Origin of the sequence: Pseudomonas sp. ENNP23 (genome assembly GCF_001728945.1) — a bacterium.
Taxonomy (GTDB): domain Bacteria; phylum Pseudomonadota; class Gammaproteobacteria; order Pseudomonadales; family Pseudomonadaceae; genus Metapseudomonas; species Metapseudomonas otitidis.
Map to the genome: position 1 here is coordinate 57,985 of NZ_LYSP01000002.1, position 14,488 is coordinate 72,472.

Consider the following 14,488-nt stretch of genomic DNA (forward strand, 5'->3'; position numbering starts at 1 on the left):
CTGAGACCACACTGCCCCATCGCCACCCGCCACAATGGAGCAGTCGCAAGGCCCCGAGGCCGGCTATCCGCCGCCCCGCCCCCTCAGCCCACACGCCAAAAACAGAGGCGTCGCACCGTTCCGACGCCCGCCAGGGGACACCTGCATGACTTCCACCGCCTGCACCGAGGCTCCGGCCACCACCTCCCCCGCGAACTCGCCCGCCCGCGTCGCCACAGCCAGCTTCATCGGCACTGCCATCGAGTTCTACGACTTCTATATCTACGCCACCGCCGCCGCTCTGGTGATCGGCCCGGTGTTCTTCCCCCAGGGCTCGCCGACGGCGCAGATGCTTTCGGCCTTCCTCACCTTCGGCATCGCCTTCCTTGCCCGACCGCTGGGCTCGGCCCTGTTCGGGCACTTCGGCGACCGTATCGGGCGCAAATCGACCCTGGTGGCCTCGCTTCTGCTGATGGGGGTTTCCACCACCCTGATCGGCGTGCTGCCCGGCTACGACAGCATCGGCGCCTGGGCACCGATCCTGCTGTGCCTGCTGCGCTTCGGCCAGGGCCTGGGGCTGGGGGGCGAATGGGGCGGTGCGGCCCTGCTGGCCACCGAGAACGCGCCGCCGGGCAAGCGCGCCTGGTTCGGCATGTTCCCCCAGCTCGGCCCCTCCATCGGCTTCCTCGCCGCCAACGGCCTGTTCCTCTCCCTGGCGCTGCTGCTCAGTGACGAGCAGTTCCGGGCCTGGGGCTGGCGCATTCCGTTCCTGCTCAGCGCGGTGCTGGTGATGGTCGGCCTCTATGTGCGCCTGAAGCTGGAGGAAACCCCGGTCTTCGCCCAAGCCCTGGCCCAGCATCGCCAGGTGAAGCTGCCGGTGGTGGAAGCCTTTGCCAGCCACTGGCGTCCGATCCTGCTGGGCGCCCTGGCGATGGTGGTGTGCTACGCGCTGTTCTACATCTCCACGGTGTTTTCCCTAAGCCACGGCGTGGCGAGCCTCGGCTACAGCCGCGAGAGCTTCCTCGGCATGTTGTGCTTCGCGGTGCTGTTCATGGCGGCGGCCACCCCGCTCTCGGCCTGGCTCAGCGACCGCTTCGGGCGCAAGCCGGTGCTGATCGGCGGCTGCGTGCTGGCGATACTCTCCGGCTTCACCATGGAGCCACTGCTGACCCAGGGCTCCCCCCTCTCGGTGACCCTGTTCCTCAGCCTGGAGCTGTTCCTGATGGGGGTGACCTTCGCCCCCATGGGCGCGCTGCTGCCCGAGCTGTTCCCCACCCCGGTGCGCTACACCGGCGCGTCGGCGGCCTACAACCTGGGGGGCATCGTGGGCGCTTCGGTAGCGCCGTTCTTCGCCCAGAAGCTGGTCAGCCTCGGCGGCCTGTCATGGGTGGGGGGCTATGTATCGGCAGCGGCGCTGCTCAGCCTGCTGGCCGTGCTCTGCCTGAAGGAGACGCGGGACCGGGACCTGTCTGACCCGCGTTAACCGGCTGCCGCAGCCAAGGGCGGTTGCGGCACCATCTCAAGCCACAGGCGGTCGGCCAGCAGGCCGGCCCAAACCTCGCAGCCCAGCTCGGATGGGTGGTAGCCATCGATCGCCAGGTAGTCGGGGCGCATGGCCAGGGTAGCGGTGCAGTGAAGCGCTCCCATGGGGCTGGCCGTCTCCGCCAGCACCCGGTCCATCAGGCGCGCACGCCAGCCGAGCAGCAGGCGCAGCGGCCAGGGCAAGGCGCGGAAGTGACCGAGCGGCGGCACGGCGGAAAAAGCCACGCAGGCGCCACGCTGGAGGAAGGGCCTGCCCAGCCCTTCCAGCGCTTGGCGCCAACGGGATCGCGAAGTGAAATGGGTGGTGTCGTTGACACCGAAGGCCATCACCACCAGGTCAGGTGTCTCGTCGAGCACTTGCGGCAGCAGGCGCTGGCAGGCCTCCACGGCGGTGATGCCGTTCTCCCCACAGGCCCGCCAGGCCACCGGGCGCTCCAGACGGTCGGACAGCGCACGGGCCAACTGTCCCGGCAGTGCCCGTTCGAGCAGGTCGACTCCCACCCCCGCGACGGTGGACTCGCCAATCACCAGCAGCCGCAGCGGCTCACCGGCGAACCCCGCGCCCGCCAGCCCCCGCTCGGGGCCGGCTGCCGGCGGCAGGCGCAGGGCGGTGCGGCGGGTATGCAGGGCGAGGGGCAGCATGAGGGGCATCAGCGTGACCGCCGATGCCCACCAGAGTGCCCCAGCCCAGCGGCTCACAGTTTGACGTCGACCGCCTGGGCGGAACGGGTCGCCTTGGCGCGGGCCAGGTCGGTGGACTCGTCACGCGCCAGGGCCACGCCCATGCGGCGCTGGCCATCGACTTCAGGCTTGCCGAACAGGCGCAGCGCGGTGTCCGGCTCGTTCAGTGCGGCGGCGAGGTTGCCGAAGCTGACTTCGCCGGACTTGCCTTCCACCAGGATGACGGCGGAAGCCGACGGCCCCTGCTGGCGGATGGCTGGGATCGGCAGGCCGAGGATGGCGCGGGCGTGCAGGGCGAACTCGGAGAGGTCCTGGGAGATCAGGGTCACCAGCCCGGTGTCATGGGGGCGCGGCGAGACTTCACTGAACCAAACCTGGTCGCCCTTGACGAACAGTTCCACGCCGAACAGGCCACGGCCGCCCAGTGCCTCGGTCACGGCCTGGGCCACGCGCTCGGACTCGGCCAGCGCCTTCGGACTCATCGCCTGGGGTTGCCAGGACTCGTGGTAGTCGCCCTTCACCTGGCGGTGGCCGATGGGCGCGCAGAAGGTGGTGCCGCCGATGTGGCGCACGGTGAGCAGGGTGATCTCGTAGTCGAAGTCAATGAAGCCCTCGACGATGACCCGGCCCTTGCCGGCCCGGCCGCCTTCCTGGGCGTAGTCCCAGGCGGTCTGTAGGTCGGCATCGCTCTTCAGCACGGACTGGCCCTTGCCGGAGGAACTCATGATCGGCTTGACCACGCAGGGGTAGCCGACGCTGGCCACGGCGGCGCGGTAGTCCTCGAAAGTATCGGCGAAGTGGTAGGGCGAGGTGGGCAGGCCCAGTTCCTCGGCCGCCAGGCGGCGGATGCCCTCGCGGTTCATGGTCAGCTGCGCGGCGCGGGCAGTGGGAATGACGGTGTAGCCCTCGGCCTCCAGCTCCACCAGGGTGGCGGTGGCGATGGCTTCGATCTCCGGCACGATGTAGTGCGGCTTTTCCAGCTCGATGACACGGCGCAGGGCCTCGCCGTCCAGCATGCTGATGACGTGGCTGCGGTGGGCGACCTGCATGGCCGGTGCGTTCTCGTAGCGGTCCACGGCGATGACTTCAACGCCCAGGCGTTGCAGTTCGATCACCACTTCCTTGCCCAGCTCGCCAGAGCCGCAGAGCAGTACACGGGTCGCGCTCGGCGACAGCGGGGTTCCAATACGGGGCATCGGTGTTTCCTCGAAGGATGAAGAGTCGGTGAGGCGCCGGCGCGACCGGCGCCCGGAAGGGTCAGGCCATCAACTGGCCCTTGTCGCGCGCGCGCTCCAGGCAACGGGCCAGGACCTCGCGGCGCTCGGTGTTGTCCATGCGCCCCCAGCGGCTGATTTCATCAATGCTGCGCTGGCACCCGAGGCAGGTATCGTCATCGTCCAGCGCACAGACGTGTACGCAAGGGGACGGTACGGGGCGTTCGATTTCCATCAGTCTTCCTGTTCGACCAGCTCGCGGGCGTAACGCTGGGCGTTGTGTACGTAGTGGGCGGCACTGGCTTCGAGCATTTTCTTCTGCGGCTCGGTCAGCTCGCGGACGATTTTACCGGGAGAGCCCATCACCAGCGAGCCATCGGGTATTTCCTTGCCCTCGGCGATCAGCGCATTGGCGCCGATGATGCAGTGCTTGCCGATCTTCGCCCCGTTGAGGATCACCGCGTTGATGCCAACCAGGCTGTAGTCGCCGACCGTGCAGCCGTGGAGCATGGCGTTGTGGCCAACGGTGACGCCCTTGCCGAGGGTCAGCGGGTAGCCCATGTCGGTGTGCATGACAGTGCCGTCCTGCACGTTGCTGTTCTCGCCGATGTGGATAAGTTCGTTGTCCCCGCGCAGCACGGCGCCGAACCAGACGCTGGCACCCGCATCCAGGCGCACCTTGCCGATCACCGAGGCGTCGGGGGCGATCCAGCTGTCGGGATGGGTTTCGACACGGGCGTTGCCCAGGCGGTATTTCATCAGGCGCTCCTGTATGCAGGACTCAGGTGAGTTTGACGAAGGATTCCGGCGGCTCGCGCAGCTCGATGCCGGCATCGAAGATGAGGTTGACCAGCTCCACCACCATGATCGCGGTGAGGCCCCAGATCTTGTACCCGTCGTAGTGATAGCTGGGCACGTACCAGCTCTGCCCGAGGTAGTCGATGCGGTGGGTGACCTCGCGAGGGTCGTCGCGAAAGAACGACAGCGGTACGCTGAACACCGAGTCGATCTCGCCCCGGTTGGCACGGTACTCGACGTAATCGGGCACCAACCCGACGTAGGGCGTGACCTTGATGCCGTGGCGGGATACCAGCGTGCTCAACGGCCCGACCACCTCCACCAGCCCAGGCGGCAGGCCGATCTCCTCTTCCGCCTCGCGCAAGGCGGTATGGATCAGGTCGCGATCCTCGGGGTCACGTCGCCCACCGGGGAAAGCCACTTCGCCGCCATGGGTGGACAAGCCACTGGCACGCAGGGTCAGGATCAGTTCGGGTTCGTCGCTGCGGGTCACCGGCACCAGCACCGCTGCCTCGGGAAAGCTGCGCTCGATGGGCAGATCGGACGGGGAATGGCTCCGCACCCGGCGGAGAAGCTCATCCAGCATGAAAGGTCTCGGTCTTTTGTTGTGCCGGGCATCATGGCACGAACCGCCAGGGGCCCCCAAGCCCCGTTCCGCCCACCGATCCGGCCCCCGCCACGCTTGCCGAGTCCCCGACCGGCGCGCCAAGATGACGATCTCCAACCGAGGGCACCCGATGAAGTTCTGCAGCCAGTGCGGCACCCCCGTGGTGCAACGCATCCCCCAGGGCGACAACCGCCTGCGCCATGTCTGCGATGCCTGCGACACGGTGCACTACCAGAACCCTCGCATCGTCGCCGGCTGCCTGCCGGTCTGGGGCCAGCAGGTGCTGCTGTGCCGCCGCGCCATCGAGCCCCGCCGTGGCTACTGGACGCTGCCGGCCGGCTTCATGGAGAACGGCGAGACCATGGAACAGGCCGCCGCCCGGGAAACCGCCGAGGAGGCTTGCGCCCGGGTCCACAACCTGCGCCTGTACACGCTGTTCGACCTGCCGCACATCAGCCAGGTCTACACCCTGTTCCTCGCCGACCTCACCGACCTGGACTTCGCCGCCGGCGAGGAAAGCCTCGAGGTGCGGCTGTTCCACGAGCACGAGATCCCTTGGTCCGAGCTGGCTTTTCCCACTGTGGGCCGTACCTTAGAATGCTTCTTCGCCGACCGGGTGCAGCAGGTCTACCCGGTACGCAACGAACCGCTGGCCCCTCTGGTGGCCCATCACAAGAAAGCCTGATCGCTGCCAACACGTGTTCCCGGGGATGCTGTAGATGCGCTGGATGCTCCTAGCCTTTGTTTTCCTGTTCACCACCCTTTCCCACGCCAGCGCTGCACCCGCCCTGGGCGGCAAGCCCATCGACAAGGTGCTGGTGGTGAAGTCCGAGCGCAAGCTGCTGCTCATGAACCGCGGTGACATCCTCAAGAGCTACCGCATCTCCCTGGGCAAGCAACCCAACGGGCCGAAGCTGCGCGAGGGCGACCAGCGCACCCCCGAGGGCTTCTACTGGATCGACTGGCGCAAGACCAGCGACAAGTTCAACCTGGCCATGCACATTTCCTACCCCAACGCCCGCGACGCCAAACTGGCCCGCGAGAAGGGCGTGCCCCCGGGCGGCATGATCATGATCCACGGCACCCCACTGGACGAGGAGTATCCCGAGTGGTACTTCCACACCCTCGACTGGACCGAAGGCTGCATCGCCATGAAGAACGCCGACATGCGCGAAATCTGGAGCCTGGTGAAGGACGGCACGCTGATCGAGATCCGCCCCTGAGCCCAGCCCCAATAGAAAAGGCGCCTTGAAGGCGCCTTTTTCATACCTGGCTGATCAACTCAGAACACCAGGTCCGACAACCGCCACACCTCGAAGGCCGGGGTCTCGTAGGGATGGGCCTTCTTCAAAGCCCGCACAGCGTCGTGGATCAGCTCATCGGCCACCACCATCTCCACCTTCCACTCGGGCAGGTGCTCGACCTGCCCCACCTGGCCGATGAATGGATCAGCACCGTCAAGGGGCCTGAACTGTCCCTGGCCTAGGGACTGCCAGCAGCAACTGTCATAGGCGCCAATGCGCCCACCACCCGCTGCGAAGACCGCCTGCTTGACGGGTTCGGCATGGGATTCCGGCACGTAGAAGCACAGCTTGTACATCAATAGCTCCGTCAGGAAATAACCGGCTGGACGATGATGGCAGGATGATGCCACCGAACACTGACCGTCCGCCAAGACTTTATGAAACCGCTGGATCGACCCGCCATTCGACTGGCGGAAACACGCCGTGTTCAGCCAGGGCTGGAGAAAAACGACGGGTCACCCACCGGTCCAGAAGCGCCGCCAACGCGCCTTGAAACCGACGGTTTCGGGCGCATGGCTGCCATCACACCAGGGCAGGCGACGGGATCGACCACAACGACAGAGCAGCAGGATACGGGGACGTTCGGCCTGGAAGGCGAGCCCTTGTCGACAATCGAGAGGGCAGTCGGGAAGCCGGGGCGAATGCCCACAGCGGCAGAGCAGGAGGCGCACGCCAGGCTCGACCTGGCGCACTTCAGGCAGCCCGCCCTCCTCCCCCGGAGCCGGGAGAGGAGGACCGGCAGGGTCGTCAGTCGACCCAGACACGCGCGTTGCGGAACATGCGCATCCAGCCGGCGTCTTCCTGCCACTCGTCGGGGCGCCAGGAGTTCTGCACGGCGCGGAACACGCGCTCCGGGTGCGGCATCATGATGGTCACGCGGCCATCGCGGCTGGTGAGGCCGGTGATGCCACGGGGCGAACCGTTGGGGTTGGCCGGGTAGCTCTCGGTGACCTTGCCGTGGTTGTCGACGAAGCGCAGGGACACGCAACCGGACAGGTCTGCTTCCAGCAGGGCTTCCTCGCTCTCGAACTCGGCATGGCCTTCACCGTGGGCGATGGCGATGGGCATGCGCGAACCGGCCATGCCGCGCAGGAAGATCGAGGCCGACTCCTGCACCTGCACCATGGCGACGCGCGCCTCGAACTGCTCCGAGCGGTTGCGCACGAAGTGCGGCCAGAACTCGGTGCCGGGGATCAGCTCGTGCAGGTTGGACATCATCTGGCAACCGTTGCACACGCCCAGGGCGAAGCTGTCCTTGCGCTCGAAGAAGGCCTGGAAGCCATCGCGTGCACGGGCGTTGAAGAGGATGGACTTGGCCCAGCCCTCGCCAGCGCCGAGCACGTCGCCGTAGGAGAAGCCACCGCAGGCCACCAGGCCCTTGAAGTCTTCCAGGCTGATGCGACCGGCGAGGATGTCGCTCATGTGCACGTCGATGGCCGAGAAGCCGGCGCGGTCGAACGCCGCCGCCATCTCCACCTGGCCGTTGACGCCCTGCTCGCGCAGGATCGCCACCTGGGGACGCACACCCTTCTTGATGTAGGGCGCGGCGATGTCCTGGTTGACGTCGAAGGACAGCTTGGCGCTCAGGCCCGGGTTCTCTTCGTCGAGGAGAACGTCGAACTCCTGGTCGGCACACACGGCGTTGTCGCGCAGGCGCTGGATCTGGTAGCTGGTCTCGGCCCACTGGCGCTGCAGCATGCGGCGCTCGCCGGTGAAGACCGCCTCGCCATTGAAGGCGATGGCAACGCTGGCACTGTTGAGCGGACGGCCGATCACCGCCACGCAGTCGCCCAGGCCGGCGGCGCTGAACTGGGCCAGCACCTCGGCGGTGGCGCCCTGCTGGACCTGGATGACGGCACCCAGCTCCTCGTTGAACAGCACGGCCGGCAGCTCGGCGGCAGCATCGGCGAGGGCGTCCAGTTGCAGGTCCAGGCCGCAATGGCCGGCGAAGGCCATTTCCAGCACGGTGGTCATCAGGCCACCGTCGGAGCGGTCGTGGTAGGCCAGCAGCAGGCCGTCCTGGTTCAGGCCCTGGATCACTGCGAAGAAGGCCTTCAGGTCCTCGGCATCATCCACGTCCGGTGCGGCCTGGCCGAGCTTGGCGTAGGTCTGGGCGAGGATCGAGCCACCCATGCGGTTCTGGCCACGACCCAGGTCGATGAGGATCAGGTCGGTGTCACCCTTGTCCAGGCGCAGTTGCGGGGTCAGGGTGCGGCGCACGTCTTGCACCGGAGCGAAGCCGGAGATGACCAGGGACAGCGGCGAGGTGACGGACTTGTCCACACCCTCGTCCTGCCAGCGGGTCTTCATGGACATGGAGTCCTTGCCCACCGGGATGGTGATGCCCAGCGCCGGGCACAGCTCCATGCCCACGGCCTTGACCGTGTCGTACAGACGGGCGTCTTCGCCTGGGTGGCCGGCAGCGGCCATCCAGTTGGCGGACAGCTTGATGTCGGAAAGCTTCTCGATGCGCGCTGCCGCCAGGTTGGTGATGGCCTCGCCGACAGCCATGCGGCCGGACGCCGGGGCGTCCAGCAGGGCCAGCGGGGTGCGCTCGCCCATGGCCATGGCTTCGCCGGTGTAGACGTCGAAGCTGGTGGCGGTCACGGCACAGTCGGCCACCGGCACCTGCCAGGGGCCGACCATCTGGTCGCGAGCCACAAGGCCGGTGATGGTGCGGTCGCCGATGGTGATCAGGAAGCTCTTGCTGGCCACGGCCGGGTGGCGCAGCACGCGGGACACGGCGTCTTCCAGCGCAACGGTGGTGGCGTCGAAATCATCGCCCTGCTCGGCTTCACGGGTGACGCTGCGGTGCATGCGCGGCGGCTTGCCCAGCAGCACGTTGAGCGGCATGTCCACCGGCTTGTTGCCGAAGTGGCTGTCGGCCACAGTGAGGTGCGGCTCTTCGATGGCCTCGCCGACCACCGCGAAGGGGCAGCGCTCGCGTTCACAGATGGCCTTGAAGCGCTCGAAGTCAGCGGCGTCAACCGAGAGCACATAGCGCTCCTGGGACTCGTTGCACCAGATTTCCAGCGGGCTCATGCCCGGCTCGTCGTTGGGCACGGCGCGCAGTTCGAAGCGACCACCGCGGCCGCCGTCGTTGATCAGCTCCGGCAGGGCGTTGGAGATGCCGCCGGCACCCACGTCGTGGATGAACTTGATGGGGTTCTCGGCGCCCAGCTGCCAGCAGCGGTCGATCACTTCCTGGCAGCGACGCTCCATCTCGGGGTTGTCGCGCTGCACGGAGGCGAAGTCCAGGTCGGCGGAGCTGGCGCCCGTGGCCATGGAGGACGCGGCGCCACCACCCAGGCCGATGAGCATGGCCGGGCCACCGAGGACGATCAGCTTGGCGCCGATGGAAATTTCGGCCTTCTGCACATGGTCCGCGCGGATGTTGCCCATGCCGCCAGCGAGCATGATCGGCTTGTGGTAGCCACGCACTTCTTCGCCACGGGGCGACTGGACCGCCTGCTCGAAGGTGCGGAAGTAGCCGTTCAGCGCAGGGCGGCCGAACTCGTTGTTGAACGCAGCACCGCCCAGCGGGCCTTCGATCATGATGTCCAGCGCGGTGACGATGCGCTCGGGCTTGCCGTAGGGCTTCTCCCAGGGCTGTTCGAAGCCGGGGATCTGCAGGTTGGAAACGGTGAAGCCGGTCAGGCCGGCCTTGGGCTTGGCACCGCGGCCGGTGGCGCCCTCGTCGCGGATCTCGCCGCCGGAGCCAGTGGAGGCGCCGGGGAACGGGGCGATGGCGGTCGGGTGGTTATGGGTCTCCACCTTCATCAGGATGTGCACGGGCTCTTCGGTCGCGCCGTACTGGCGGGTGGCCGGGTTGGGGAAGAAACGCCCGGCGGTGAAGCCCTCGATGACCGACGCGTTGTCCTTGTAGGCAGACAGCACGCCTTCGCGGTTCATCTCGTAGGTGTTCTTGATCATGCCGAACAGGCTCTTCTCCTGCGCCTGGCCATCAATGTCCCAACTGGCGTTGAAGATCTTGTGGCGGCAGTGCTCGGAGTTGGCCTGGGCGAACATCATCAGCTCGACGTCATGGGGGTTGCGCCCCATCTCGTTGAAGCTCTTCACCAGGTAGTCGATCTCGTCATCGGCCAGGGCCAGGCCCAGCTCGACGTTGGCCTTCTCCAGTGCGGCGCGACCGCCCCCGAGAACGTCCACCACGGTGAGCGGCTTGGGCTCGGCATGGCTGAACAGGGCGGACGCGGCTTCCAGCTCGCCCAGCACCAGCTGGGTCATGCGGTCGTGCAGGACACTGGCGATCACCTGAGCATCGGCGTCCGAGAGCTGACCGGCGATGTAGTAGGCGATGCCGCGCTCGATGCGCTGGATCTTCGCCAAGCCGCAGTTGCGGGCGATGTCGGTGGCCTTGCTGGACCAGGGCGAGATGGTGCCGAAACGCGGGACCACCAGGAACAGGCGTCCCGCAGGCTCCTGTACCGGCACACTCGGCCCGTACTGGAGCAGCCGTGCCAGCACCTTCTCCTCATCGGCGTCGAGCACGCCGGTGACTTCGGCAAAGTGGGCGAACTCGGCGTACAGACCGGAGACGGCGGGTACCTTCTGGATCAGTTGCTCGAGCAGTTTGCCGTGACGGAAGGCGGAAAGGGCGGGGGCACCGCGCAGGATCAACATCGTCGGGACAGCCTCTGGGAAGGGGTGTACTGGGAGGCCGTGCATTCTAGCCTAAAGGACCTCTTTTCGGCATCTTCGACGAAGCGGGACGACAGCAGGTTCTGAGGACGCTGTATTCCCCGTCCCACGCCGCCTCAAGCCGTTTCGGCTAGCAGAGAAGAATCTTGCTGTCGAGATATGGCAAGAAACGGCGTTTGCGTATACTGCGCCGATGTTCACCCCACCCGTGTTCCGCACGCGCCGTGCCCTGTGGCTGATGGCGACCGGAATCCTCCTGTTGCTCGGCGGCTGCAAACAGCCCAATACCCTCGAGCGCATCCAGGAGGAGGGCGTTCTACGCGTGGTCACCCGCAACAGCCCGGCCACCTATTTCCAGGACCGCAACGGGGAAACCGGTTTCGAGTACGAACTGGTCAAGCGCTTCGCCGACGACCTGGGTGTGCGCCTGGAAATCGAGACCGCCGACAACATCGACGACCTCTTCGGCCGCCTCGGCCAGGTCAAGGGGCCGGTCCTGGCCGCAGCCGGTTTGGTGGCCAGCGATGCCCGCCAGCGCCAGGTGCGCTTTTCCCACCCGTATCTGGAAGTCACCCCTCAGGTCATCTACCGCAATGGCGCACGCCGCCCTACCCGCCCGGAAGATCTGGTGGGCCAGCGCATCCTGGTGCTCAAGGGCAGCAGTCATGCCGAGCAACTCGCCGCCCTCAAGGCCCAGTACCCGGCGCTGAACTACGAGGAGTCCGACGAAGTCGAGATCGTCGACCTGCTGCGCATGGTGGACGAAGGCCAGATCGACCTGACCCTGGTGGACTCCAACGAACTGGCCATGAACCAGGTCTACTTCCCCAACGTGCGCGTCGCCTTCGACCTGAGCGATGCCAGCAACCTGGCCTGGGCGGTCGCCCCCGGCGAGGACAGCAGCCTGCTCGACCAGGTCAACGATTTCCTCGACAAGGCCAAGCAGAACGGCACCCTGCAGCGCCTGAAGGATCGTTACTACGGTCATGTCGACGTCCTCGGCTACGTCGGCGCCTACACCTTCGCCAAACACCTGCAGCAACGCCTGCCCAAGTACGAACAGCATTTCCGCCAAGCCTCCCAGAGCCACCAGGTGGACTGGCGGCTGCTGGCCGCCATCGGCTACCAGGAGTCGCTCTGGCAGCCCACCGCCACCTCCAAGACCGGCGTGCGCGGACTGATGATGCTGACCCAGGACACCGCCAAGGCCATGGGCGTGTCCAATCGGCTGGACGCCCGCCAGAGCATCGGCGGCGGCAGCAAGTACTTCGCCATGATCAAGGCCGGCCTCTCGGATGACCTCAAGGAGCCGGATCGCACCTGGTTCGCCCTGGCCGCCTACAACATCGGCATCGCCCACCTGGGCGACGCTCGCAAGCTGGCGGAAGCCGAGGGCCTGAACCCGAACAAGTGGCTCGACGTGAAGCAGATGCTGCCACGCCTCTCGCAGAAGCAGTGGTACCGCAAGACCCGTTACGGCTACGCCCGGGGTGGCGAGACGGTGCATTTCGTGCAGAACATCCGCCGCTACTACGACATCCTCACCTGGGTGACCCAGCCGCAGATGGAAGGCACCGAAGTGGCCGCGGGCAGCCTCCACGTACCGGGCATCGACAAGACGCCACCGGCCGACGGCGCCAACGAGAAGCTCTGAAGCTCGAACAGCCCCCACGAAAAAGCCCGCATCACCGCGGGCTTTTTCGTACCTGGGCGCTTACCAACCCGAAGGCAACAGGTTCAGCGCGCTGCAGATCGCATAAGCCGCGCTGGCCAGGTAGATCATCACGATCACCACCTGGATGGCCGGGTGGGCGATCCAGCCACAGGACCAGGCCGGCTGCAGGTCGCCCTGGCGGCGGGCCGCGCGCAGCATCAGGATCGGCATGATCGAGAGGATCACGCCACTGAAGGCACCGGCGAAGTACAGGGCGTTCACGAAGCCGACCATGCCGCTGTAGGCGAGCACGAAGGGCGGCACGCAGACGATGCCCAGCACCACCAGGCGGGTCTTGGGCCGGGACTCGGAGCCGAGGGCATGGAACTTGTCGAAGATGTTGGTCAGGAAGCTGCCGCCCAGGCCCCAGTAGGAGGTGAGCATGGCGCACAGGGCGAAGGTGTTGGCGGTGTAGAACGCCCACTGGCCCAGCGCCTCGCCCCAGGCCAGGGTGGCCACCTCGGTCTGACCGTCCAGGCCGGTCAGGGCGATCACCGACATCGGCACGATGGCCAGCAGGCAGAAGGTCAGCACCATGCCGGTGATCACCGCCTTGGGCAGTTGCTCTGGCGCGTGGCTGAAGCCACGGGCCATCTCCGGAACGATGTACTGCGCGGAGAAGCAGAACACGGCGATGTTGAACACCGGCACCATGTAGACCCAGTCACCTTCCAGCAGGCGCGCCACGTCGGTGTGCTCGTTGAGCAGCGTCGCTATCACCAGCAGCACGATCATGCTGAGCATACCGATGCTGATGAACTTCTCACCCTTGCCGATGGCACCCAGGCCCAGATAGAGCACGAGCGCGGCCGGGATGAAGAACACCAGGCTGCCCACTGCCGGGCTGATGCCGAGGAAAGCCGCGAGGATCTTGCCGCTGCCGCTCATGTAGGCGATCAGTGCGCCGATGCTGTTGACCGCCACCGACAGGAAGATCGCCCAGGAACCGAAGGAGCCCACGTAGCGCTGAGCCAGGCCGCTCAACTGGCTGTGGGTACGGGTGCGCAGGGCCGTTTCGGAGACGTAGAGCATGGAGATAGTGGTGAACACACCGGCCACTGCCAGCCATATGAGCAGCGGCATGAATCCGGCCTTGCGACTGGCGTAGGCCATGGACAGAACGCCAGCGCCGATGTTGGTGCCCACGATCATGGCCACCGCCTCCAGGAAGGTCAGACGCTTGACCTCCAGCCCGGAGGCATCCACCGCCCCCTTTTCCGCCACCCCGAGGTGGGACCGCACTTGCGTTTCACTCATCACAGCACCCTCGACATCATTCAACGGATCAGGAGGGCCACGCCGAACTGCCACGGCCTTGCGTCATCGTCGAAACGGGCACTGCGGGACAACGGGACTGCGGGCGCCTCCTGGCAATGCAACATCCAGCCGGCTCAAGGAAGAACCGCTCTAGGACGCCATTTCTGGCGGCCGCGCACCTTACCACAGCATTTCTGTAGGACAAGACCGGCAGCCTGCGACCTTGGTCGCAGGGCCTCAGCTCTCCCGACGGGCGGCGCGACGGGCCTGGAAGAAACCGGACAGCAGTTCGCTGCAGGCCTCGCCCAGTACCCCGCCCTCCACCAGCACCCGGTGATTGAGGAAGGCCTGCTCGAAGAACCGGCCACGGCTGATCGCCACCCCGGCCTTCGGCTCGGTGGCACCGTAGACCACACGGGCGATGCGCGAGTGGACGATGAGCCCGGCACACATGCTGCAGGGCTCCAGGGTGACGTAGAGGGTGGCCCCCACCAGCCGGTAGTTCTCCAGGGCCTGGGCCGCGTCGCGGATCGCCACCATCTCGGCATGGGCACTGGGATCGTGGCGGGAAATGGGACAGTTGAAGCCGCGCCCCACCACCTGTCCGTCGTGCACCACCAGCGCGCCCACGGGCACCTCGCCCAGGGCCGCACCCTGGGCGGCCAGGGCCAGCGCCTCCTGCATGAAGCGCTCGTCCTGGCTGCGGTCGATGAACATCGGCTGGCGCACG

14 protein-coding genes are annotated in these 14,488 nt (G+C 66.6%); 4 read left to right on the forward strand and 10 right to left on the reverse strand.

Annotated elements, in window-relative coordinates:
• The first annotated feature begins 145 nt into the window (after positions 1-145).
• Complete coding sequence (locus A9G05_RS01480; protein ID WP_069559292.1) at positions 146-1,462, forward strand: MFS transporter; 1,317 nt, start codon at positions 146-148, stop codon at positions 1,460-1,462.
• Here A9G05_RS01480 and A9G05_RS01485 read toward each other — a convergent pair.
• The 5 genes from A9G05_RS01485 to A9G05_RS01505 all read right to left on the reverse strand — a co-directional run bounded on the left by A9G05_RS01485 (position 1,459) and on the right by A9G05_RS01505 (position 4,800).
• Positions 1,459-2,172 carry an SGNH/GDSL hydrolase family protein gene (locus A9G05_RS01485; RefSeq protein ID WP_371850545.1) on the reverse strand — a complete coding sequence of 238 codons (714 nt, stop codon included), beginning with the start codon at positions 2,170-2,172 and terminating at the stop codon, positions 1,459-1,461. The genes A9G05_RS01480 and A9G05_RS01485 overlap by 4 nt on opposite strands.
• Before the next feature lie 44 nt (positions 2,173-2,216).
• Positions 2,217-3,398: a formate-dependent phosphoribosylglycinamide formyltransferase gene (gene purT / locus A9G05_RS01490; protein ID WP_069559294.1), complete on the reverse strand. Its 1,182-nt coding sequence runs from the start codon at positions 3,396-3,398 to the stop codon at positions 2,217-2,219.
• A gap of 61 nt (positions 3,399-3,459) precedes the next feature.
• Positions 3,460-3,651 (reverse strand): DUF1289 domain-containing protein, encoded by a 192-nt coding sequence (locus A9G05_RS01495; protein ID WP_170832296.1) that lies wholly within the window; start codon positions 3,649-3,651, stop codon positions 3,460-3,462.
• Entirely contained in the window at positions 3,651-4,175 is a 525-nt protein-coding gene (locus A9G05_RS01500; RefSeq protein WP_069559295.1) for a gamma carbonic anhydrase family protein, read from the reverse strand. The genes A9G05_RS01495 and A9G05_RS01500 overlap by 1 nt, the downstream gene beginning before the upstream one ends.
• A 22-nt stretch (positions 4,176-4,197) precedes the next feature.
• Positions 4,198-4,800, reverse strand: a complete 603-nt coding sequence (locus A9G05_RS01505) for a CoA pyrophosphatase (RefSeq protein WP_069559296.1) — start codon at positions 4,798-4,800, stop codon at positions 4,198-4,200.
• Positions 4,801-4,951: 151 nt separating this feature from the next.
• On the opposite strand from A9G05_RS01505, the gene A9G05_RS01510 reads away from it, so the two are divergent.
• Positions 4,952-5,506, forward strand: a complete 555-nt coding sequence (locus tag A9G05_RS01510) for an NUDIX hydrolase (RefSeq protein ID WP_069559297.1) — start codon at positions 4,952-4,954, stop codon at positions 5,504-5,506.
• A gap of 34 nt (positions 5,507-5,540) precedes the next feature.
• On the forward strand, positions 5,541-6,044 hold the full coding sequence (locus A9G05_RS01515; protein ID WP_069559298.1) for a murein L,D-transpeptidase family protein: 504 nt from the start codon (positions 5,541-5,543) through the stop codon (positions 6,042-6,044).
• A 59-nt stretch (positions 6,045-6,103) separates the two neighbouring features.
• Here A9G05_RS01515 and A9G05_RS01520 read toward each other — a convergent pair whose 3' ends face one another.
• From A9G05_RS01520 to purL, 3 genes are all read right to left on the reverse strand, one after another.
• Positions 6,104-6,421: a YqfO family protein gene (locus A9G05_RS01520; RefSeq protein ID WP_069559299.1), complete on the reverse strand. Its 318-nt coding sequence runs from the start codon at positions 6,419-6,421 to the stop codon at positions 6,104-6,106.
• Between the two features lie 159 nt (positions 6,422-6,580).
• A complete protein-coding gene (locus A9G05_RS26330) occupies positions 6,581-6,889 on the reverse strand; it encodes a CDGSH iron-sulfur domain-containing protein (RefSeq protein WP_338135410.1) in 309 nt (102 codons plus the stop codon).
• A complete protein-coding gene (gene purL, locus A9G05_RS01525) occupies positions 6,873-10,769 on the reverse strand; it encodes a phosphoribosylformylglycinamidine synthase (RefSeq protein WP_069559300.1) in 3,897 nt (1,298 codons plus the stop codon). The genes A9G05_RS26330 and purL overlap by 17 nt, the downstream gene beginning before the upstream one ends.
• Positions 10,770-10,980: 211 nt before the next feature.
• Between purL and mltF the strand changes: the two genes are divergently transcribed.
• On the forward strand, positions 10,981-12,441 hold the full coding sequence (gene mltF, locus A9G05_RS01530) for a membrane-bound lytic murein transglycosylase MltF (RefSeq protein WP_069559301.1): 1,461 nt from the start codon (positions 10,981-10,983) through the stop codon (positions 12,439-12,441).
• A gap of 60 nt (positions 12,442-12,501) precedes the next feature.
• On the opposite strand, the gene A9G05_RS01535 is transcribed toward mltF, so the two are convergent.
• Entirely contained in the window at positions 12,502-13,758 is a 1,257-nt protein-coding gene (locus A9G05_RS01535; RefSeq protein WP_069559302.1) for an amino acid permease, read from the reverse strand.
• Between the two features lie 237 nt (positions 13,759-13,995).
• Positions 13,996-14,487: a tRNA adenosine(34) deaminase TadA gene (gene tadA, locus A9G05_RS01540; protein WP_069559303.1), complete on the reverse strand. Its 492-nt coding sequence runs from the start codon at positions 14,485-14,487 to the stop codon at positions 13,996-13,998.
• Position 14,488: the final 1 nt, after the last annotated feature.